Source organism: Flavobacterium magnum (assembly GCF_003055625.1).
Lineage (GTDB): Bacteria > Bacteroidota > Bacteroidia > Flavobacteriales > Flavobacteriaceae > Flavobacterium > Flavobacterium magnum.
Genome location: NZ_CP028811.1, coordinates 2,973,090 through 2,994,494 on the forward strand (window position 1 = coordinate 2,973,090; position 21,405 = coordinate 2,994,494).

A 21,405-nucleotide genomic window follows, 5' to 3' on the forward strand; every position below is an offset into this window, starting at 1 on the left:
CTACAATTTTTTATTCGTTTCGGCGATTGGCAGGTCGTTGATGCTGGCAAACCGCTTGCGCATGTATCCGTTTTCATCGAACTCCCAAAGTTCGTTCCCGTAACTCCTGTACCACTGTCCGTTTACATCATGCCATTCATATTCAAATCGGACGGCCATCCTGTTCTCCCGGAAACCCCACAATTCTTTTTTCAGCTTATAGCCTAGTTCCTTGTCCCATTTCGCAGTGAGGAACGCCCTGACTTCGGCGCGTCCGTTGATAAAGTCGGTACGGTTCCGCCATTCCGTATCGATGGTGTAAGCCATGGCGACCTGCTCGGGGTTTCTTGTATTCCACGCGTCTTCAGCCGCCTGTACTTTCTGCATCGCGGTTTCCATGGTAAACGGCGGTATTGGATATCTTTTCTCTTCCATACTGTAAAAATAAATAAAATGCCGTGTCGGAAAACCGGACACGGCATTTGTTAAGAAAGTATTACGCCTTAATGCTGTCAAAGGTGATCACCGGAAAGTCGATTTCGGTATCCGCCGTATTGTTGAAATAATTAGTCAGGATGTTCAGCGCCACATGTCCGACGATCTCGGCCAGTTCCTCATCGGTTATGCCGGAGGCTTTGGCATTGTTAACATCGTCATCATTGACGAGTCCGCCTTTGCTGACCAGCGCCTTTGCGAATGTCAGGATGGCATGGGTCTTGGCGTCTGCCGATTCTCCCGACCGGGCCAATGACAGTACGTCCGAATCCACCTTCAGCAATTGGTTGCCGATAAAAGTGTGCGCCGAGAGGCAGTAACTGCAGGAGTTGCTTTGAGAAACAGCGAGTGCGAGCAGCTCTCCGGTACGGCCTCCCAGTTTCCCTTTTCCCAGGCTACTGCTGAGGTTCAGGTATCCTTCCAGCAAGGCAGGGGCATTGCCCATCGTTCTCATCATATTGGGGACCACGCCCAATTTGGCCTGCACGGCATGGAACAGTTCTTTTGTCTTTCCTGATGCCTGCTCAGGATCCAAAGCTTTAATACGTGTCATGATAATTGATTTAAGTTATGTCTTATTGACAAGGCAAAATTGCAACACTTGCCCGTACTGCAAAATGGAGAATTGACAAAATCAGATGGACAATTTTCCTCAATCCCGATGCGGCGAAGACTTTCAGGCTTTTCTTCACAATATCTTATGAATGCGATTGGCGGCCATAAGGAATAAACTTCGGATATTTGTAAAAACAGCTTTCTATGCGAGTGACCCGTTTATTTAATGATTTTTTTGAAAATGAAAAAGCCGGCGGACTCATCCTGATCTGCTGCACAGTAACTTCACTCCTACTCGCAAATTCAACCTTCGGTTCGGGATACACGCATTTCTGGCACAGTGCTTTTGCCGGCCAAACCGTAGAGTATTGGATCAATGATGGCCTGATGGCAATATTTTTCCTGATGGTCGGCCTCGAATTGGAACGGGAGATTTACATTGGCGAGCTTTCAAACATCCGCGAGGCTATGCTGCCCATCTTTGCAGCCATTGGCGGCATGCTGGTCCCTGCAGGGATATACCTTTTGCTCAACTACGGCACGTCAGAACAATCAGGAGCCGGAATACCCATGGCAACTGATATTGCTTTTGCATTAGCGATACTTTCGCTGCTGGGCAAACGCGTACCCACCTCACTCAAAGTGTTCCTGACCGCGCTGGCGGTAATCGATGATCTGGGTGCGATACTCGTGATTGCCCTGTTTTACACCAAATCGGCATCGATGGTGAACCTTGGCATTGCCATGGGAATTTTCGGGCTGCTGCTCGTGCTGAACAGACTTAAGGTCCGAAACCTGATCCCCTATCTTATTGGTGGTGTTTTCATGTGGTATTACATGCTGCATTCCGGAGTACATGCAACGATTACAGGCGTGCTGCTGGCTTTTGCGGTTCCGTTCGGGAATGGCGGGCACAAATCCACATCGTATATCCTGCAGCATTGGCTGCACAAGCCCGTCGCATTCATTATCCTACCGCTTTTCGCATTGGCCAACACCGCCATAGTAATGAATTCGGATATTGCCGACACCCTATCTCAGCATTACAGCCTTGGCATTGCGCTGGGACTGATCGTAGGCAAACCGGTCGGCATATTCCTGGTAAGTTTCCTGGCCGTGTCTTTGGGTATCTGCAAACTTCCTTCTGATGTGTCGTGGAAAGCGATAATTGGCGTCGGCTTCCTGGGTGGTATCGGTTTTACGATGTCGATATTCATCACCTTGCTGGCCTTTGACGATCAGACTGTAATCAGCCATGCGAAATTGATCATCCTGTTGTCATCGCTGGCCGCCGGTGTGATCGGGCTTACGGCTTTACGATTCATTTTGAACAGGCAAATCGAGGAAACCGATGAATAGGATACTACAATTCATAAATCTGAACCACGGAGAAGAAGACCGGAAAAAGGTGCTTGAAAATGTAACCGCGAACACGTCTTTCCGCGGCTCAAACTTATGGATCCTCGCCTGCGCGATTGTCGTGGCATCGATAGGGCTCAACGTCAATTCCACTGCCGTCATTATCGGCGCGATGCTGATATCACCCCTGATGGGCCCGATTGTGGGGGCCGGCTTCGGTTTGGGTATTTTCGATTTCGCGTTGCTTCGGAAATCACTGAAGAACATCTTAATTGCCACATTGGTCAGCCTTGCCGTCTCCACGATTTATTTTTACCTGAGTCCGTTCAAGGAAACCCAAACCGAGCTGCTGGCCCGGACGGCGCCCAATATTTATGACATCCTCATTGCCTTTTTTGGCGGACTCGTAGGGGTGATTGCGATAACACGTGTAGAAAAGGGAAACCCGATTCCCGGCGTCGCGATTGCCACCGCGCTGATGCCGCCCTTGTGTACCGCTGGGTATGGCCTGGCTATTGGCAATTTTAAGTTTTTCTTCGGTGCGATGTACCTGTATATCATCAATTGCGTATTCATTTGTATTGCCACGTTTATCATCATCAAATATTTAAAATACCGGCCTGTCGAACAAGTCAACCCCAAAAGGCAGAAACAGGTCAGGTACGCCATGACGGCGTTGATCCTGGTGTTAATGGTGCCCAGCATTTATTTTGCTTTCAAACTATACGAAGAAAAGAAGTTCAATGAAAAAGTCAATCGGTATATCGAAAGCGAATTCACCAGCAAAGGATACACCATCATTTACAAGAATACCAAATACGTCAGCAACCCGCATACTATTGAAGTGGCTTTCCTGACAAAAAAGTTCAGCCATGATGAGATACTGGAACTCAACGAGAAACTCAGGCGGTACAAGATTGACAATTCCCGTTTGCGGATCAGGCAGGACACGACAGATTTAAAAAGGGACATCCTTAACCAGATTGGCTCGGAAAAAGCGGCGATTAATGAAAAAGATATTGCAATCGCGAATCTCAAAAAGCAGCTGCAATCATCGAAAATTGACAATGCGAGGATACTGCCCGAGGTAAAAATACTATTCCCTGCGATACAGAATATCTCGATTGCCGGGCACCAGTTCAACGAAGGCACCGACAGCACAAAAACGGTCTGCGTGATGCTGTACAAAGCCAGCAAAAATCTGACTGAGGATGAGAAAGAAAAACTGGCAACCTGGCTTAAGCAGAAATTACAGGTTAAAGAGATGGAGATTTACGGTCAGCTGTTAGCCAAGCCGAAAACAAGAAGGAAATAGTCATTTTCATTTACCGCACAGCTTTTCGTACAACATGAATTTTAAAACCCCGTCAACGTAACTCTAAATTTTACGTACGTATTCGGCTAAATAAATTATTTTTGCAGCTGTTGTGACACCTCTTAAATTGCGCCAATTCCGCCGATTTAATTGAACATCAACAAGTAACAGAGCAGGATTGGCACGTTGTGCACTGTTGCTTTCCATTTCAAACCAATACTTAAAAAATGATGAAAAAAATATTGCTCGTAATCCTGGTTGCACTCTATCCCAAAATACACTACGCCCAAACCGATATTGCAGAGCAGATCCAGGGACAGTGGATTTTCGAGAAAGCCAGGACAGCGGAACAACTTCCCGACGGGAGTGCCGCGAACCGCGAGACGTTGCCTGCAGCGAAGATGACGGTATATTTTAAAGCCGATAACACGGGGAATTTCAATTTCACCGATAAGGACTCTGAAAAATTCACCTGGACGATAAACCGAAACCGCCTGACAATAGTGTACGCAGGCGATAACCCGATGTGTAAAATGTTCAGTAATGATTTTAAGGCGATTGTCCGTGACCGGAAAGGCCTCAGGAAGATGGAACTGATTAAAAACGGGCTGACGATTTCACTGACGCAGTAAATCAACCGGGCAGGAAGCTATCTGCGAGGCTCAGGATACTGTTTCCTGATGTTGCGGATCAGCTCTTCGAGGCCATTCAGCTTCAGTTCATAAACCAACTGTAACTGTTGACCCAACAAACCTTTGGGAAAGCCTTTCTGCTGGTACCAGACCACATAATACTCGGGCAGGTCGATGAGGAAACGCCCCTCATATTTCCCGAAAGGCATTTTGGCGTGCGCCAGTTTTATCAGCTGCTGTTGGTCCGGCGACATATTTGTGTTTGGGGTTATCTTAAAGTCTCAGTAAAACGCCGGTATCGCGCAGATCAATGATCAAAACCGATTCCGGATTCTGCTATGCCTTCCAGTGGAAGGTTACATCTTTTTCGATATCCGGATGCAGACTTAAGAATACCGGGCAGGTCATCGCCGCACGCTCCAATATGGTTTTGTTTTTGTCCGTCGTGGCGATCGACATCTGAACCACCGCAACAATCTTAGCGATCTTCCGCGGCTCAGGCTGCATTATTTTGGTGATTTCGACGGTCGACCCCGTGAGATCCAGGTCCAGGTCTTTTGATTTGATGGCCATAATCGAAATCATACAGCTGCCGAGGGAATTGGCAACCATGTCGGTCGGGGAAAATGCCTCGCCTTTTCCATGGTTGTCGGTTGGAGCGTCAGTAATGATTTCCCTTCCTGATTGCAGATGTACTGAAACGGTGCGCAGGTCACCCAGATAGGTTACTTTCGATGTCATAATCAGTTTGCTTCTTTAACAGATAAATCCGTGTCGTAGTACAGTATGTAAAATCCCTTGTTCATGTAAGTACCCGAGGGCAGCTTCTCATAATCGAAACGGTTTTCAACCTGGTCGCTTGACGTCGTCTCCACCGTTTCCATAAACGATTTTTCCTGGGACAGGCGCAGCATTGCATCAAAAACCACATCAAATCCGCGGATGGCATACTGGTTTGGGAAAATCTTATTTTTCTCTTTGTAATCCTTTTCGAAAATAGCCGCTTCAGCCGAGGTGTTGTCCCTCGTCAGCGAAGGGTACAGCAAATGCAGCTGGGCCAGTTTTGCTAAGGGCACTTCTTCGAAATCAAAGGTATCATTCTTCTCAAGGATTACCAGTTGCAATGAGTAATCGGCCATCATCGGTACAAGCACGTTGAGTGTGTTGAGTATCAGCCCGGTTTTTTCACTGTCGAGGATGACATAATTCATCCTGCCTTTAACGAACTCCTTCGCGACCGATTCAGCCGTAATAAGCCCTTTTTCATTGAGCCCGATGAGTTTCACGTCTTTATGATTTTGTGTAAAAAACTGTTTGGCCGACAACCTTTTCGGGTCGATAATGGCCGTAATGTTCCCATTTTTTGCGCGAAGAAAATCGAGCATTTCGTTTTTAACCAGTTCTGGTGACGGCATCGACTGCATCAGGTTTGGAAACGCAGCCGTACTTTCTTTTGACAACGGGGAAATGACCGCAACGCTTTTCTTCTGGAGCAGTTCGGCCGCTTTCTCCACATTCGACTGGTAAAAAGGACCCACCACCACATCGGCTGAACCGATATTGTTCTGTGAAATCAGCGTGGCCACAGCGGATGAATTTTTGGTCTCCTGGGAATCGTATATCTTAATGTCGAGATTCAGGTTCAGTGCTTTTGCAGAATCGACAGCCATCAATGCCCCCGAATAAAAATCGAGCGTCATGTTGAGGAATTTGTCTTTTTTAAGCCGCGCTGAAGTCGAGTTCACCGTATCGCCTTCAATCTTCGATATGTTGAAGGGCAACAACAGCACCAACTGTTTCCTATTGTCGGTGTTGATGGTTTTTGACAGTCCTGAAACCGATTTGGTTACGGTCTCATTGACTTTCACCGACGCGGGATATTTGATGGTCATGCCTTCCTTCACACCGTCTTTCAGCTCCGGATTCCATTTGAAGAGTTCTTCCTGCGCCACCCCGAATTTGCGGCCGAGGCTGTACAAAGTCTCTTTCGGCTTCACCTGGTAATCAATAAATTCAGGTTTCCGGGTCTCAGGCTTGATGCTGATGGTTTTGTCCTCTTCTACAGTCACTTCCTGAACCGCTTTATTGGTATTAGGGAAAACCTTGATCCTGAAGCCAATCTGAAGGCTGTTCTTAATCTCGGGATTGTCGGTGTCAAGTTGTGATACCGTCGTATTGTATTGCCTTGCGATCGAATATTTGGTATCTCCCGAGACGACGGTGTGTACCACCGGTTCCTGCTTTTTGTCCGATTTCCTGTCGCGCTTTGCTTCTTTTATGCCCGCTTTGCCGTCGGATTTCACCGGAATATTGATAACCTGCCCTACTTTAAGTCCGTCCTGGCTTAGCCCTGGATTGGCCCTGAGTATTTCTGCATCGGTAATTCCGTAAATTTTGGAAAGGCCGTACAGGGTCTCCTTTGCCGCAACAGTATGGGTTTTTACCGCTTGGTTATCGGCGTTTACCTTGGCCTGTGGCTTCATCCCGGACGAAATCAGCAGGACCATTTCGGGCTTGAGTCCTTTTTGCGAATCAGGATTGAGTCGGTAGATTTCTGCAGGCGTAACCTTGTATTTTTCAGCAATCTGCGTTACGGTTTCGCCTTTGGCTACTTTATGCTTAATGATTTTATCCTGCGCAAATGCGGAACAGGAAACCAGCAAAGATGCCGCAAAAACTACCAATAATTGTTTCATGTATATTGTTTTAAGATTATAACCTAAACCCGAATTTACTCCCATTCGATCGTTGCCGGAGGCTTCGAACTGATGTCATACACCACGCGATTTACGCCTTTTACCTTATTGATGATGTCGTTAGACACTTTCATCAGGAATTCGTAAGGCAGGTGAACCCAGTCTGCGGTCATCCCGTCAGTCGATTCCACTGCGCGCAGTGCGACGACTTTTTCATAAGTACGCTCATCGCCCATCACGCCCACGCTGTTCACAGGGAGCAGGATAGCGCCTGCCTGCCAGACTTTATCGTACAATCCCCAGGATTTGAGTCCGTCAATGAAAACGGCGTCCACGTCCTGTAATATACGGACTTTCTCCGGAGTAATATCACCCAAAATCCTGATTGACAGTCCAGGCCCCGGAAACGGGTGTCGTCCGAGTAACGCAGCATCAATGCCTAATGTCGCCCCCACCCTACGCACTTCGTCCTTAAAAAGCATGCGCAACGGCTCGACAATCTGCAGTTTCATATAATCCGGTAAGCCGCCTACATTATGGTGTGATTTTATAGTAGCTGAAGGGCCTTTTACAGATACCGATTCGATAACATCGGGATAAATCGTACCTTGGGCCAGCCATTTCACGTCTTCGATGCGGTGGGCCTCGTCGTCAAAAACCTCAATGAATACGCGTCCGATAGCCTTGCGCTTCAATTCGGGGTCCTCAATTCCTGCGAGCGCATCGAGGAAACGTCCTGAGGCATCTACCCCTTTTACGTTAAGGCCCATATGTTTGTACTGATCCAGTACATTTTCAAACTCATTCTTGCGCAACAGGCCATTATTGACAAAAATACAATACAGGTTTTTGCCGATGGCTTTGTGCAGCAAAACAGCCGCCACGGTAGAGTCGACACCGCCTGAAAGTCCAAGTACGACTTTATCGTCGCCTACTTTCTGCTGCATTTCCGCAACGATTTCCTCAACGAACGCATTCGGGGTGAAATTCTGCGGCACGTGCGCAATTTTTACGAGGAAATTTTCGAGCATCGCCTTACCGTCCGTCGAATGGTACACTTCCGGGTGAAACTGGATCGCGTACGTCGTCTCGCCGTCAATGCGGTAGGCGGCGTTCTCCACGTCATGCGTGCTTGCCAGCCTGATACCGTTTGTCGGCAGTGTTTTGATCGTATCGCTGTGGCTCATCCATACCTGGGAATTTTCAGACACCCCTTCAAAAAAAGTTTCTCCGGATTTGATGTAACTCAGGTTTGCACGGCCATACTCGCGTGTGTCAGAGGGTGCGACCTCGCCGCCACTGAAATGCGAAAGATACTGTGCGCCGTAACAAACCGCGAGCAATGGCAGTTTTCCGCGTATGCCGGACAGTTCCGGATGCGGTGCGTCCTCAGCGCGAACAGAAAACGGGCTTCCAGAAAGGATGACGGCTTTGTAGGTTGATAAATCTGACGGAATGTGGTTGTAAGGGAAAATTTCGCAGAAGATATTTAACTCGCGAACCCTTCTCGCAATTAGTTGTGTGTATTGCGATCCGAAATCTAAAATGAGTACGTTGTGTTGCATGTGCAAAAGTAACCTTATAATCGGAAATGGGAAAACGTATTTTCGTTTTTACAAAAAAATTATTCACCAAAACGACACACCAAAAGTAGGATTCTGCGCGTCACTTCTTCAAGAGTTTCTCAATTTTGACGTACCCAATGTGCAGTTTGTCAGCCCGGACATCGGGAGATGGATTGATGCGCAAAGCGTAGTTTTCCCGGAATGCACCGGGCAGCATATCCTCCACTTTATAAATGTCATCGACGTCAATCCCAAACTTGTCATCGATATGAGATTCGGCTCCCTTGAAACTATAGTGCTTGTAAAAAGCCGTTTGTTTTGACTTTTTCGAGGCTTCTGCCAAAGTTTTTCCGACCGCCAGTACCTTATAATGGTATTCCTCGAATTCGTTCTCGCGGTAACCACCAAGATTGATAAAGAACAGATGCTGCCGGTGCGGAACGGATTCCTTTGGCACCACGCTGATCTCAAACCCGTCGACATGACTCACCTCGCGCCAGGCGTCAATATGGATTTTACCAAGCGCTTCCGGCCAGAAATCCTGCATATGCGGGACCAGGTCTTTCAATGAATTGCCAATCCCGAAAAAGATATCATGCTGTTCCGTGAACCGTCCCGGTGGCGTGGCACCAAGCATTACCATAAATAATTTCATTGTGTCGGTTTTCTGCAAAAATAAGCGAAGCATTTCATTAAATTATTCTTAAAACCTTTTTTTGCGGAAGCATTTTGAAATACATTTAACCAAAATTATCAATCTTAATTCAAGAAACTATGAAACGTTTATTTTTAACGCTGGCCGTAATCGCAACAGCCACAATTTTTCACGGATGCCAGGGTGATGACGGCGCGCCGGGTCCTCAGGGGCCAGCCGGACCCAATAGTGTGGTGTTTGAAATCCTGCAACAGGATTTTGTAAACAGTGCTGAAGGTTACCGTATTTACGGCACGTTTACCAATGAGATCGGGGGCGATCTTTTTGATGCCGAGACCGTGCTGGTTTACCGGCTTTCTGGCACCATTGACGCTCAAACCCCGATATGGCAGCTGATTCCGCGTACCATTTATCTCGACACTGGCGAAGAAGTAGACTATGACTATGACTTCAGTGTCGAAGATTTTGCAATCTATTGCCGCGGCACGAACCTCAGCGCGTCGCCGGAATTCCTGAACGACCAGACCTTCAGGGTGGTGGTGATCCCGGGAAGTTTTACAAACAAAAATGCAAACCGCGTCGATTACAATGATTACAATGCAGTGATCAAAGCATACGGGATTGACGACTCCGATGTCAGGACCCTGCTGCCGCAGACAAAATCTTAAATAAAAAAGGCCTCAGTGATGAGGCCTTTTTTTAATTTACCAATTTATAGGTCTTGTTCTTTTTACGGCTGTATACATTGTCCTCATTACCGAAATATTTGTAACTCATCAACCGCGCCATCAGGTAACTGACCGTCGATTCAGAGCCCTGGTTGAGATTAACGTTTTTCTCTTCCAATCCATCGAAGCAGCCACCGGTACAAGGATTGTAGATGATTTGCTCAAGGTGGTTGTTTCCTAGGAACCAATTGAAAGCCATTTCCATTTTTCGTAAATATTCAGGGTCTTTGAAAATGTCGTGGAATTTGCGCAGCGTAATGATCGTGTAGGCTACGTCGATCGGTTGCTCCCCGAAGGCGTCGTTGTCGCTGCCTTTCTGCTGCCACGTTTTGTTGCAAATGACCTTTATCGCAGAATCGGTGAAGGTTTTTGAAAGCAGGAAATCCATCGTTTCCTTAGCCACGTCGCGATATTCCCTATTTCCTGTCAGGGTGTATGCACAAAGCAAGGCTTCGGGCAGTACGCTGTTGGCATACGTCAGGTAACTTTCATACCATTTCCAGTCTGCGGACGACTCATGGCGGTACATCTGCACCAACCTGTCAGCAAACAATGTAGCGAGGTCAATCGCCTGGGCACTGTCGATGCTGCGGTTGTAATAATACAGTCCCTTTATGATGAACGCCATCGCGCGCGGAGAGTGTATGTGCTGCACATGGCGGAACGTGCGCTCCATGATATCCTCGGCTTTCTGGACTATGTCGTCCGGAAGTACGTTTGCCAACGATACTACATACCCCAGACCCCATATGGCACGTCCTGTAGAATCTTCAAGGTTCACCTCATTGTTTTGCGAAGTAAAATTATGATTATAGTCAACATAATTCATGAACATCTCGTCGCTCCTTTCGCAGTACGCTATAAAGTCAAGGTAAATCCTGATGTATTTTAGGTCCGCTTCATCATGTGTCATCTTATAATGCTGGCACAATGCAATCATGGCCCGCGCGTTGTCATCGATCGTATAACCCGAGTTGATGTCCGGCGTGTTGATCTTGCTGAATTGCAAAATACCGAAATCGGTAGTCATTTTTTTGATGTGGTCAAGATTGAAATCAGGATTGCGGTAATGCAGCTCGAGCTGGTTATTGGAAATCTTCTGAAGGAATTTGGCATGTGCGACGGCCGAGTTCTCCCATGCCGTTCCCGTAATTTGGTGCAAGCCGTTAAGGATGATTTCCTTACGCAGCTTCACATCAAAAAGCAGCCTGTTTACCGCTTCCGCCAGTTGCTCCGAATTTCCGAAATCAAACAAAATGCCGCTGCCTTCCGCGAGGACCTCTTTGGCATGTGGAATCGGTGTGGAAATAACGGGACAGCCACAACTCAGTGCATACGAAAACGTGCCGCTCACGGCCTGGTTCGGATCATTCGATGTGAATACGTAGATATCTGTAAGCTGCAGATAATCGAGCAGTTCTTCTAGTGGCAGGTATTTATTTATGAATTTGACATGTTTGTGCAAATTCAGGTCCGTGATCTTCTGTTGCAGCATCTCACGGTATTGTTCGCCTTCGCGCAGCGCCACCGTCGGATGTGTCTTCCCGATGATCAGAAACAGTACTTCAGGAGAAGTCTTGACGATATTGGGCAATGCTTCCAGGGTCGTCTCAATGTTTTTTCCTGAACTCAGCAACCCGAAAGTGGACAGTATTTTACGGCCCTGTAAACCGTACTTTTCCTTAAGCATTTTTTTATCGAGGTGCGGCACCAGGTGCGTGCCGTGAGGTATAATCGAAATTTTGGATTCATCGACTGCATAATCCCGGCACAGGATTTCGGAAGCGCCGTTTGTCATGACGATAATGCCATCTACAGTGTCGAGGATGTGTTGCACATTCTGCTTGAATACTTCGTCCGGTCTTGGCAATACCGTGTGGAAAACCGTCACCAGTGGTTTGTTCAACCTGGAAATGAACGCATTAAATTCCTTGATACTGTGCGCAAAAAAACCAAATTCATGCTGCAGGAGCACAATCTTGATGTTGTCGTCGGCGTTGATTTTTTCCGCAAGGTCTTCGTAGGACCGGGCCTCTGACGTATTGAGAATGTATTTAACGTCTTCTTCGTAAGAGTGCTGTTCCTCATTGGTTTCCAGCGCACAGACCTGGATGTTGAAGGAATACACAAACTGCTTTTTAAGGGCCTTAATCAAATCGTAAGAGTACGTAGCGATGCCGCATTGCCTCGGCGGAAACGAGGTGATAAACAAGACTTCCGGCACTTTACCCGGCTCAGTAGTATTGTTATTTTCAAATAAAAAGTCTTTCGGCATAAACGAAAGGAAGTTGGTGCTTCCGATTTTGCCATTGAGGTTGTTGCGTGTTTCCATGATATCGTTGTTTTAGTTGGTTGGCGTTTCAGCGGATTTTCTGTTGGCAAGCAATTCCGAAAGCAATTCCGAAAGGCTTACTGAGGCACAGGCAATCCGCTCATCTGCTGCGCCGTAGTATATGTACAGGGTATCATCGAGTAACGCCGTTCCCGTAGGAAATACGACATTATTGATGTAACCCTTTAATTCCCAGTCTTTCTCGGGTTCAAAAAGCGCATACGGCAGCCTGGCGATTTCCTTGCCCGGATTTTCCAGATCGAGCAGCGCGGCACACGCAGTATACATGTAACCTGTAACGACATCGTGGACGCCGTGATAGATAATCAGCCAGCCGTGTTCAGTTTCAATCGGAGGGCATCCGTTACCTATATAACTCAGCTCATGATTGTACTTCGGATCCAAAACGATATGGTCTTCAAGGTTTGTTAGGTAATCCTGCCAGAAATCGGCATCAAGTTCTACGATATCCTTGATTTTGGCGATTTGAATCCCGGGCTTGATGCGGTGCAGGAAAAACAGTTTCCCGTGAACTTTTCTCGGAAAAAAAATAACATTTTTGTCCCAGATATAATTGTCGCCCATGTTGAGCCTGAAATATTTGACGTTCAGGTCGTCGCTGTGCGTAAGCCACTCGCGGAACGTATCCCCTTCAACCCGTGGGACCACAATCCCCTTTTTCTCAAAATTGAAAAGATCGGTTGACGTGGCTACGGCGCCGAAGGCATTCACGCCGTCATACGCACAATACGACAGGTAGTAGGTACCGTCAATATTAACAATACGCGGATCCTCTACACCGTGCTTCTCATAATCGGATTCTGATACGACAATCGGCTTATCATATCTTTCCACCACCGTAAGAGGGTCTTTTTCGTCAAACCGGCAATAGCCTATAGTTGACCGATTGCCTTTCGCAACCGCACGGTATAACATATGGATCTGGCCGTTTTCGTGAATGACTGCAGGGTTGAGTACCCCTTCGATTTCAAAATCCAATTCCCTCTTTTCCAGCACAATGCCGTGTTTTGTGACTGCTACCATATTCTTTAAAATTTCAGTTTAGTAAAAATATTTATTACGCCTCCGAAATTCTTACGACATAATTTCAAAAGCTTACAGAATTTAAACAAAATAAAAAGCCTCCGTTTCCGAAGGCTTTTTAAAACTATATGCTTAAAACTAACTTGGGCTTACTTTCCCGATCCAGTCGGCAGCGCGATCCCTGGCCACATTCGTAAACTCTTCGCCACGATCGGCGGCGTGCTTGATCTCTTTCTGCGCTTTTCGTTGCAGGTTATGTAACTTGCTTTTGAAATTATCGGCAAGTCCATCCGCCTTATCGATCAGTTTTTGTTTTTTTGACTTTTTCTTTTTGGCCAATAAAATCCCTGCAAGGGCCAGAACAGCAACTCCCGCTGCTACTCCGATAATCACTTTTTTGTTATACATGGTTATTGAATTTGAATTAATAATGACATAAAGTTAGTCATCGCAAGGTCTAATACAAGCGCGGTGACCCGGGTTTAACGAAAGTTTGTGAACCCATATGGTTAAAGTGAAAACCTCGATTTGAATTCCATAAATTTTGGAAGACAAAGTCCGACAGCGTATGCGGTATTTATACTAATTTTACGCAAAATGGCCAATAATCGATGACAATACATTTCAACATCTCCTGATGCCTAAGCAAAAAAATAACGCCACCACATCATTGAAGGTTCCGCGATTCCTTCTGCTGACAGGCAGACTGCTGTCTGTGATCTCATCGTCACTCGCTACACGTTTCGCTGCGCGCCTCTTCACGACACCGATCCGGCATGCGCTTCCAAAACGTGAAATGCACATGGATTTGCAGAGCTCTCAAACGCGCCTCCTGATTCCCAAACTCCGCAAGCACATCAACCTTTACCAATATGGCGAAGGCGAAAAAAAGATCCTGCTGGTTCACGGCTGGTCTGGACGAGGCACACAATTGGTTAAAATTGCAGATGCGTTGCTTTCTTTAGGTTATTCTACCATAAGTTTTGATGCGCCGGCGCACGGGAAATCGGCCGGAAAAACCACACTTATGCCGGAATTTATCGAAAGCATCCTGGAAATAGACATGATGTACGGCCCGTTTGAGGCCGCTGTTGGTCATTCGCTCGGCGGTATGTCATTGCTGAATGCCATGCGGAAAGGTCTTCACCTGAAAAAACTGGTTACGATAGGGAGCGGCGACATCATTAAGGACATTATGGATGATTTTATACGGGCGCTGCAATTGACACCCGAGATTAGTGATCGCATGCGGCGCTATTTTGAACAGCGCGAAGGGGAAACTATGGAAAGTTATTCTTCGTATATTGCAGCGGGAAAAATTGACATTCCGGTGCTTGTGATTCATGACAATGATGATAAGGATGTACCTGTAAAATGTGCCATCCACATTCATAAACACCTTAAAAAAGGTATGTTGAAGATTACCAAAGGCCTGGGACACCGGAAAATTCTGGGCGATCGGGAGGTTATTAATGATATAGCAGAATTTGTTCAAAACTAAATCAAGTCTTTATGAAAAAGTATCTTTATTTATGCGTTGGCCTTTTCGGAATGGCGACTGTCAATGCACAGGAAAAATCAACCGCTTCGCTGACCGTGAAGACCGATGCCGAATGGAAAAGCCAGCTTACCCCTGAGGAATACCGGGTGCTTCGCGACAAAGGCACGGAAAAGGCATTTAGCGGAAAGTATGTGGACACAATGGACAAAGGTACTTACGTCTGTGCTGCCTGCAGTAATCCGTTGTTCGACTCGGCCAGTAAATTTAAATCCGATGCCGGCTGGCCGACATTCGACCGTCCGATTAAGAACGCGGTCACGTTCGTTGCCGATGACAGCAGCGGTGCAGTCCTTACCGAAGTCGTCTGCTCAAAGTGCGAAGGCCATCTGGGACAGGTAACAACTGATACCGCGGCAGGAACTTCCGGTTCGCGCTACACGGTAAGTTCCGTTGCCTTGAAATTTATTCCTGCAAAATAATACCTATGAAATACCCCGTTGAAAAACCGGAATCTGAATGGAAAGCGCAACTCGGACCCGAGCGCTATAAGATCCTGCGCGAGAAAGGGACGGAATTCCCACACTCCGGGCAATACAACCTGCATTTTGAAAACGGCACCTATTGCTGCGGCGCCTGCGGCGAGCCGTTATTCGAAAGCAATGCCAAATTTGACGCACACTGCGGCTGGCCTTCTTTTGACGAATCCATTCCCGGAAAGGTCGAATATGTCAACGACCGTTCGCACGGCATGATGCGTACCGAAATCCTCTGCGCGAATTGCGGCAGCCACCTCGGACACGTCTTTGACGACGGACCCACAAATACCGGACAGCGCTACTGCGTGAATTCGCTCTCGATAGATTTCACAAAAAAAAATCCATAAAAAAAGCCGGCTCGATTGCCGGCTTTTTCATTTCCAATTGCTTTAGCGTGTTGGCTTCAGTACATAACTCACACTGACGTTTGCCGTGATTTCAATTTCGCCGGTGGCGAGCGTTTGGTTCCCGCCATCCGACATTTCCATTTTTGCCATTGCCATCGCGTTGAACATCGGCCTTGGATAATCGATCGGAGAATTGTCAATGACCGTAAATGCCTCACCCAGAGACTGATTCAAAGAGGTCGCATAATCGTCAGCTTTTGCACGCGCATTTTTAATCGCCGCCTTACGCGCATCCGATCTATATTGTTCGAGCTTCGAGGTTTTGAAATCGACACCCGAGATGTTGTTTACACCCATATCGACAAGCCCTTCCATGAGCTCATCATATTTTGACAGGTCTTTCAGCAGGATCGTTATCGTTTGCGTGGCCTGGTAATCGTGTTTCTTTTTTTCGTAGTCATAATTGTCATAAAGATTGACGCGCTGTGTCTGGAAGTCTGCTTTCGCGATATTCATCTTCTGGATGTATTTCAAGACCGCATCGACTTTGGTGTCGTTAGCCTTTTTCACTTCCGCAGATTTTGTCCCATTGGAGATCACGGAAACCGAAATGCTTGCCTGGTCAGGGACCACCTTGATTTTTCCCTCACCATTTACAGTCAGTAAAGGGATTTGACGTTCCTGGGCCTGTGTCAGTGACATGCATAAGAATGCAAATAATAAAAGCGTCTTTTTCATAGTATTTAATTTTAAGGATTTAAATGGTGATTGAATTCAGATTTTTCCCGTTTTGGCCATTACGAACAATATTACCAATGGAATCGCAAGGTAGAGTATAATCAATGGCCTTTCCGAAAACAGCAACGGATTTGCTGCAAGCGTCATTAAGAACCCGCCCGCCGCACCTCCAAAATGCGCGGTATGCCCTATGTTATCCCTTTTGGCCTTCATGCCATAAATCGAGAAGAGCAGGTATATCAGTCCGAACAGATAGGCCGGGATAAAATTGATGCGCATCATCGGCTCAAAAAGAATAGCGGAATACATCACGCCCGTTACCGCGCCGGAAGCCCCGACAGCCCTGTAGCTGTAATCGTCTTTGTGGAAAAAAACGGTGAGCAGGCTGCCGCAAACCAAACTGACAAAATAAATGATCAGGAACCAGAAAGCGCCATTGTACGCGATGACTATCGGTGAAAAAAGGTACAGCGCAAGCATATTGAGTGCAAGATGCACAAAATCGACGTGCAGGAATGCGGATGAAAACAGGCGGTACTGCTCCCCCGCCCTGATGCTCCCAATGTGGAATTCGTACTTCCTGAAGAATGCCATATCCTCAAAGGCCTTGAAACTCATCAATGCGTTGGCAGCCATCAAAACATACAGGTAGGTCATCGTCATCGGACAGGATTTGACTACAAAATTAAGGAAATGAATGTTAAGGCTTTCTAAAATAAACCAAATACAAAGATTAAAAGTATATTTGCATAAAAATTTGCTATGCAGCTTCTAGCTTACGTATTGATATACCCGTTGTTATGGTGTGTCTCAATGTTGCCTTTTCGCGCATTATATATATTTTCCGATATCATCTGTTTTTTCGTCTATCGTGTTTTCGGATACAGGAAACAGACCGTCCGAAAAAATCTCGCGATTGCGCTTCCCCATTTGTCGCCCGAAGAACGGCGTGCCGTCGAGCGGAAATTTTTCACCCATATGTGCGACATGTTTCTCGAAATGATCAAAACGATGAACATCACCGACAAAGAAATCAGGGAGCGTTTTGTATTCACCAATGAAGAAATTATCCATGACTTTGAGCGCAGGGGAAAAAGCGTTGCACTGCTCTGTGCGCATTACGCAAGCTGGGAATGGCTCGTGGTTATGGGCAAATATACCAGTTTCAAAAGCATCGCGATTTACAAGAAAATCGGCAACAAATATTTTGACGCCCTGGTCCGCCGGATTCGCTCGAGGCTCAACGCAGAATTGGTTGAATCGAAGAAATCCATCGAATTGATCCAATACAACAACCAGCATGGCATTAAGGCTTTTTACGGGTTCGCGAGCGATCAGTCGCCTCAGCTTTCCAAGGCAAAATACTGGGACCAATTCATGGGATTGGAAGTGCCCGTGCACACCGGCGCTGAAATGCTGGCCAAGAAGCTGGACCTCAATGTGCTTTTCTGTAAGGTCGAAAAAGTAAGGCGGGGTTATTACAAGGCAACCCTAATGCCTTTGGTAGACAATCCGAAAGCAGTGCCTGACTACGAAATCACCAGCATTTATTTGCGCGAAGTCGAAAAACAGATTCTGGAAGCGCCGGAATATTACTTCTGGACACACAATCGTTGGAAACATTCCGGGAAAAAGAAGCCTACCGATAGAACCATCGGTGTACCATCTCTTTAATCGCAGGTTTCGCATCCCGGTGTGAAAACTCGTTGCTGCTGCTGTCGTATACATACTCTTCAGCCCAGGTTTTATGATGACTTGCGAGGGAAAGGATGCTGTCACAGACAAACGCGATTTCTGCATTGGTCGTCGTCGGATGAATTGACATCCTGACCCATCCGGGTTTCTCGATTAAATCCCCTGAATCAATCTTGCACGTCAACGCATGCGATAGTTCCTGTCCTACATTGAGCAGGTAATGCCCGTACGTGCCTGCACAACTGCATCCACCGCGCGTTTGTATGCCAAAACGGTCGTTGAGCATCTTTACAGCTAGGTTGAAATGCAAATCTTCGATGTAAAAGGAGATTACGCCCAGCCTGTCATGGTGTTGTCCCGCGAGGATCTTAATATTGTCTGCCTTTCCCAATGACGAAAAAACATACCCGACGATTTCGTGTTCGCGTTTGAGGATGTTGTCGACACCCATCTCGTCCTTTAGCTGCACGGCCAGTGCCGTCCTGATGGCCTGGAGGAATCCGGGTGTTCCGCCGTCTTCACGATCTTCAATATTGTCTACGTACTTGTGTTCGCCCCACGGATTGGTCCAGCTCACTGTGCCGCCTCCGGGATTGTCCGGAATCATGTTGTGGTACAGTTTCTTATTGAATACCAAAACGCCGGTCGTACCAGGGCCTCCCAGAAATTTATGAGGCGAAAAGAAGATGGCATCCAGGTAAGCTTCCGGATCTTCCGGGTGCATGTCGATCTTAACGTAAGGCCCGGAACAGGCAAAGTCAACGAAACAAAGCCCATTCTCGCGATGCATCATTTTGGCCACCTCATGATAAGGCGTCCTGATTCCGGTAACATTTGAGCAGGACGTCACCGATGCAATCTTTAACGACCGATCTTTATATTGATCCAGCAATGTCTTAAAATTGTCGAGGCAGAAAAGCCCTTTTTCGCAGGCGGGCACGACGATTACTTCGGCTATGGTCTCGAGCCAGGAGGTTTGGTTCGAATGGTGTTCCATATGCGAAATGAAGACCACAGGCCTGTCATTCCTAGGGATGTCGGCAGTGTATGGCTTCAGGCTTTCGGGTACTTTTAATCCCAGGATGCGCTGGAATTTATTGACGACGCCGGTCATTCCCGTACCGTCATTGATCAATACGTCATCTGGACCTGCATTGACGTGCCGCTTGATAATTTTGCGCGCCTCATGGTATGCCATAGTCATCGCGGTTCCGGAAGCAGTGGTTTCCGTATGCGTATTGGCCACGAACGGTCCGAAGTCCGAAACCATCTGCTCTTCGATAGGACGGTAAAGTCGTCCGCTGGCGGTCCAGTCGGTATAGATGATTTTCTTTCTCCCGAAAGGCGAATCGAATTCCTGGTCGATTCCAATGATATTATTCCGGAATTTTTGAAAATAGCGTTCTAAAGTCGTATCAATGCTTTGTTCTGCAGCAATCATTTCAGGGAAATTTAGGCTGTAAATATATGGTTTTTTGAGGATTCGGGAAACAGGATTGTCATAACGACAATATCCGACGCCATACAATCGACCGTTAACCGTCGGCCCAAAAAATAATTTGACTATATTTACGTGTCGCTGCGAGGATCGACGTTGCTTATCTACCGCGATTCGATTCCGCGTCAACATTTCAACCGTAACCTATAAACCATTGATATGAAAAGTAAGATCCTGTTTGTTTTCTCACTGCTTTTCGGCCTGATGTTCCTCAATGCCGGGCTCAACAAATTTTTCAATTACATGCCCATGCCTGAAAAAATGCCCGAAGCGCTGGCAACGGAAATGGGTGCGTTTATGCAGATCAAATGGCTGATGCCGCTCGTGGGGCTGGCCGAAATCTTGGGTGGGCTGTTGGTCATTTTCCCAAGAACCCGCGCCCTTGGCGCATTGATTATTTTTCCGGTAATGGTCGGTATCCTGCTGGTCAATACAGTCACCAGCACGGAAGGCTTACCGATTGCCGGGGTGTTGTTTGTCATACAGCTTTGGATACTGTATGAAAACCGGGAAAAATACCGCCCTTTGGTACAGTAACTTACGCCATCACTTGGCAAAGCGGAAATGGTTTCCGCTTTTTTTATGCGCCGACTTTACCCGCGGTCTCCAATTTTTTCACTTATTTTGACACTTCAAATCCTGTAAAATGCAACCCATACAAGCCAACGGCTACACAATATATTTTGGTGACGACGGTTACACCGCACTGAACCGGTTTCTAGCCGAACAAAATTATTCCAAAATATTCATCCTCACCGACACGAACGCTAATGAATTTTGTGTACCGTCTTTCCTTTCGCAACTCGCTACCGAAACACCGATAGAGATCGTCGAAATCGAGCCGGGCGAATTGTACAAGAATATCGAAACCTGCGTGGGCGTATGGAATGCCCTTACGGAACTGGGTGCCGATCGCAAAAGCATCATGATCAATGTCGGCGGCGGCGTAGTGACCGACCTGGGCGGATTCGTGGCGGCGACATTCAAACGCGGCATCGACTTCATCCACGTTCCCACCACACTGCTGGCGATGGTAGACGCTTCAGTGGGCGGCAAAAACGGCATAGACCTTGGAACGCTGAAGAACCAGGTTGGCGTAATCAGCAACCCGAAAATGATTGTGTTCGATACGGCATTCCTGAGTTCGCTTCCGCAGATGGAAATGCGCTCCGGATTGGCCGAGATGCTCAAGCACGGGCTTATCGCCGATGCCTCTTATTGGGAGAAATTCCTCAACCTGGAAGCGATCGACGTCGACGGCCTGGATGCGCTGATTTATACCTCGGTAACCATCAAGAATACGATCGTCACCCAGGACCCTACGGAAAAAGGCATCCGCAAAGCACTGAATTTCGGTCATACGCTGGGACATGCCATCGAAAGCCATTTCCTGGAAAGCGAGGACAAAAAGACCCTGCTGCATGGTGAGGCCATCGCTGTGGGAATGGTGCTCGAATCGCACCTGTCGCTGGCGAAAGGCTACATTTCAGGAACCGATTACGACACGATAAAAAGTACGATGAATGCGCTGTACGGCGTCATTTCATTTTCGGATGATGACATCGCCGCAATCCTGCAATTGCTGATCCATGATAAGAAAAACGAATTCGGCAAAATCCAATTTGCTTTGCTCGACGGAATCGGGAAAGTAAGAATCGATCAGGAAGCCGATAATGAATTGATTGTTAAGGCTTTCGCGGATTATAAATCTTAATATTTTTTTAATTAAAACGGT

At 47.0% G+C, this 21,405-nt stretch carries 23 protein-coding genes; 10 read left to right on the top strand and 13 right to left on the bottom strand.

Annotation, left to right across the window (positions count from 1 at the left end; genetic code table 11):
* Positions 1-414 carry a nuclear transport factor 2 family protein gene (locus tag HYN48_RS12550; protein WP_108372226.1) on the bottom strand — a complete coding sequence of 138 codons (414 nt, stop codon included), beginning with the start codon at positions 412-414 and terminating at the stop codon, positions 1-3.
* 61 nt (positions 415-475) lie between these two features.
* Positions 476-1,027, bottom strand: a complete 552-nt coding sequence (locus HYN48_RS12555; RefSeq protein ID WP_108372229.1) for a carboxymuconolactone decarboxylase family protein — start codon at positions 1,025-1,027, stop codon at positions 476-478.
* 206 nt (positions 1,028-1,233) lie between these two features.
* On the opposite strand from HYN48_RS12555, the gene nhaA reads away from it, so the two are divergent.
* The 3 genes from nhaA (at position 1,234) to HYN48_RS12570 (ending at position 4,335) form a co-directional block, all read left to right on the top strand.
* Entirely contained in the window at positions 1,234-2,388 is a 1,155-nt protein-coding gene (gene nhaA / locus HYN48_RS12560) for a Na+/H+ antiporter NhaA (RefSeq protein ID WP_108372231.1), read from the top strand.
* The gene (locus HYN48_RS12565) at positions 2,381-3,703 is read left to right on the top strand and encodes a TIGR00341 family protein (protein WP_108372233.1); all 1,323 of its coding nucleotides are present in this window, start codon (positions 2,381-2,383) and stop codon (positions 3,701-3,703) included. Before nhaA ends, HYN48_RS12565 begins: the two co-directional genes overlap by 8 nt.
* A gap of 227 nt (positions 3,704-3,930) precedes the next feature.
* Positions 3,931-4,335 (top strand): lipocalin-like domain-containing protein, encoded by a 405-nt coding sequence (locus HYN48_RS12570; protein WP_108372235.1) that lies wholly within the window; start codon positions 3,931-3,933, stop codon positions 4,333-4,335.
* A 17-nt stretch (positions 4,336-4,352) separates the two neighbouring features.
* Here HYN48_RS12570 and HYN48_RS12575 read toward each other — a convergent pair whose 3' ends face one another.
* From HYN48_RS12575 to HYN48_RS12595, 5 genes are all read right to left on the bottom strand, one after another.
* A complete protein-coding gene (locus tag HYN48_RS12575; protein WP_108372237.1) occupies positions 4,353-4,589 on the bottom strand; it encodes a DUF3820 family protein in 237 nt (78 codons plus the stop codon).
* An 82-nt stretch (positions 4,590-4,671) separates the two neighbouring features.
* The gene (locus tag HYN48_RS12580; RefSeq protein WP_108372239.1) at positions 4,672-5,076 is read right to left on the bottom strand and encodes an OsmC family protein; all 405 of its coding nucleotides are present in this window, start codon (positions 5,074-5,076) and stop codon (positions 4,672-4,674) included.
* A 2-nt stretch (positions 5,077-5,078) separates the two neighbouring features.
* A complete protein-coding gene (locus tag HYN48_RS12585) occupies positions 5,079-7,031 on the bottom strand; it encodes a LysM peptidoglycan-binding domain-containing protein (RefSeq protein ID WP_108372241.1) in 1,953 nt (650 codons plus the stop codon).
* 35 nt (positions 7,032-7,066) lie between these two features.
* Positions 7,067-8,596 carry a glutamine-hydrolyzing GMP synthase gene (gene guaA, locus HYN48_RS12590; protein WP_108372243.1) on the bottom strand — a complete coding sequence of 510 codons (1,530 nt, stop codon included), beginning with the start codon at positions 8,594-8,596 and terminating at the stop codon, positions 7,067-7,069.
* Between the two features lie 100 nt (positions 8,597-8,696).
* Entirely contained in the window at positions 8,697-9,251 is a 555-nt protein-coding gene (locus tag HYN48_RS12595) for a DUF1543 domain-containing protein (RefSeq protein ID WP_245945957.1), read from the bottom strand.
* 119 nt (positions 9,252-9,370) lie between these two features.
* Here HYN48_RS12595 and HYN48_RS12600 point away from each other — a divergent pair, with 119 nt between their 5' ends.
* Positions 9,371-9,919: a hypothetical protein gene (locus HYN48_RS12600; protein WP_108372245.1), complete on the top strand. Its 549-nt coding sequence runs from the start codon at positions 9,371-9,373 to the stop codon at positions 9,917-9,919.
* Between the two features lie 31 nt (positions 9,920-9,950).
* Here the strand turns inward: HYN48_RS12600 and HYN48_RS12605 are convergent, their stop codons facing one another.
* The 3 genes from HYN48_RS12605 to HYN48_RS12615 form a co-directional block, all read right to left on the bottom strand.
* Complete coding sequence (locus tag HYN48_RS12605; protein WP_245945958.1) at positions 9,951-12,311, bottom strand: glycosyltransferase; 2,361 nt, start codon at positions 12,309-12,311, stop codon at positions 9,951-9,953.
* 12 nt (positions 12,312-12,323) lie between these two features.
* Positions 12,324-13,355, bottom strand: coding sequence for a glycoside hydrolase family 130 protein (locus HYN48_RS12610; protein WP_108372247.1), 1,032 nt, complete (start codon positions 13,353-13,355; stop codon positions 12,324-12,326).
* A 138-nt stretch (positions 13,356-13,493) separates the two neighbouring features.
* Entirely contained in the window at positions 13,494-13,763 is a 270-nt protein-coding gene (locus HYN48_RS12615; protein WP_108372249.1) for an LPXTG cell wall anchor domain-containing protein, read from the bottom strand.
* A gap of 229 nt (positions 13,764-13,992) precedes the next feature.
* Between HYN48_RS12615 and HYN48_RS12620 the strand changes: the two genes are divergently transcribed.
* The 3 genes from HYN48_RS12620 to msrB (HYN48_RS12630) are packed head-to-tail and all read left to right on the top strand — an operon-like array spanning position 13,993 to position 15,739.
* Positions 13,993-14,856 (top strand): alpha/beta hydrolase, encoded by an 864-nt coding sequence (locus tag HYN48_RS12620; protein WP_108372251.1) that lies wholly within the window; start codon positions 13,993-13,995, stop codon positions 14,854-14,856.
* A gap of 11 nt (positions 14,857-14,867) precedes the next feature.
* Positions 14,868-15,335 (top strand): peptide-methionine (R)-S-oxide reductase MsrB, encoded by a 468-nt coding sequence (gene msrB / locus HYN48_RS12625; protein ID WP_108372253.1) that lies wholly within the window; start codon positions 14,868-14,870, stop codon positions 15,333-15,335.
* Between the two features lie 5 nt (positions 15,336-15,340).
* A complete protein-coding gene (gene msrB / locus HYN48_RS12630) occupies positions 15,341-15,739 on the top strand; it encodes a peptide-methionine (R)-S-oxide reductase MsrB (protein WP_108372255.1) in 399 nt (132 codons plus the stop codon).
* A gap of 42 nt (positions 15,740-15,781) precedes the next feature.
* Here the strand turns inward: msrB (HYN48_RS12630) and HYN48_RS12635 are convergent, their stop codons facing one another.
* Positions 15,782-16,477: an SIMPL domain-containing protein gene (locus tag HYN48_RS12635; protein WP_108372257.1), complete on the bottom strand. Its 696-nt coding sequence runs from the start codon at positions 16,475-16,477 to the stop codon at positions 15,782-15,784.
* A 36-nt stretch (positions 16,478-16,513) separates the two neighbouring features.
* A complete protein-coding gene (locus tag HYN48_RS12640) occupies positions 16,514-17,140 on the bottom strand; it encodes a rhomboid family intramembrane serine protease (protein ID WP_181248477.1) in 627 nt (208 codons plus the stop codon).
* A gap of 99 nt (positions 17,141-17,239) precedes the next feature.
* Between HYN48_RS12640 and HYN48_RS12645 the strand changes: the two genes are divergently transcribed.
* Complete coding sequence (locus HYN48_RS12645; RefSeq protein ID WP_108372259.1) at positions 17,240-18,151, top strand: lysophospholipid acyltransferase family protein; 912 nt, start codon at positions 17,240-17,242, stop codon at positions 18,149-18,151.
* Here the strand turns inward: HYN48_RS12645 and HYN48_RS12650 are convergent.
* Complete coding sequence (locus tag HYN48_RS12650) at positions 18,117-19,613, bottom strand: aminotransferase class V-fold PLP-dependent enzyme (RefSeq protein ID WP_108372261.1); 1,497 nt, start codon at positions 19,611-19,613, stop codon at positions 18,117-18,119. The genes HYN48_RS12645 and HYN48_RS12650 overlap by 35 nt on opposite strands.
* A gap of 216 nt (positions 19,614-19,829) precedes the next feature.
* Here HYN48_RS12650 and HYN48_RS12655 point away from each other — a divergent pair, with 216 nt between their 5' ends.
* Together HYN48_RS12655 and aroB are read left to right on the top strand one after the other, a co-directional pair.
* Entirely contained in the window at positions 19,830-20,207 is a 378-nt protein-coding gene (locus HYN48_RS12655; protein WP_108372263.1) for a DoxX family protein, read from the top strand.
* 109 nt (positions 20,208-20,316) lie between these two features.
* Positions 20,317-21,384 (top strand): 3-dehydroquinate synthase, encoded by a 1,068-nt coding sequence (gene aroB / locus HYN48_RS12660; protein ID WP_108372265.1) that lies wholly within the window; start codon positions 20,317-20,319, stop codon positions 21,382-21,384.
* Positions 21,385-21,405 lie beyond the last annotated feature (21 nt).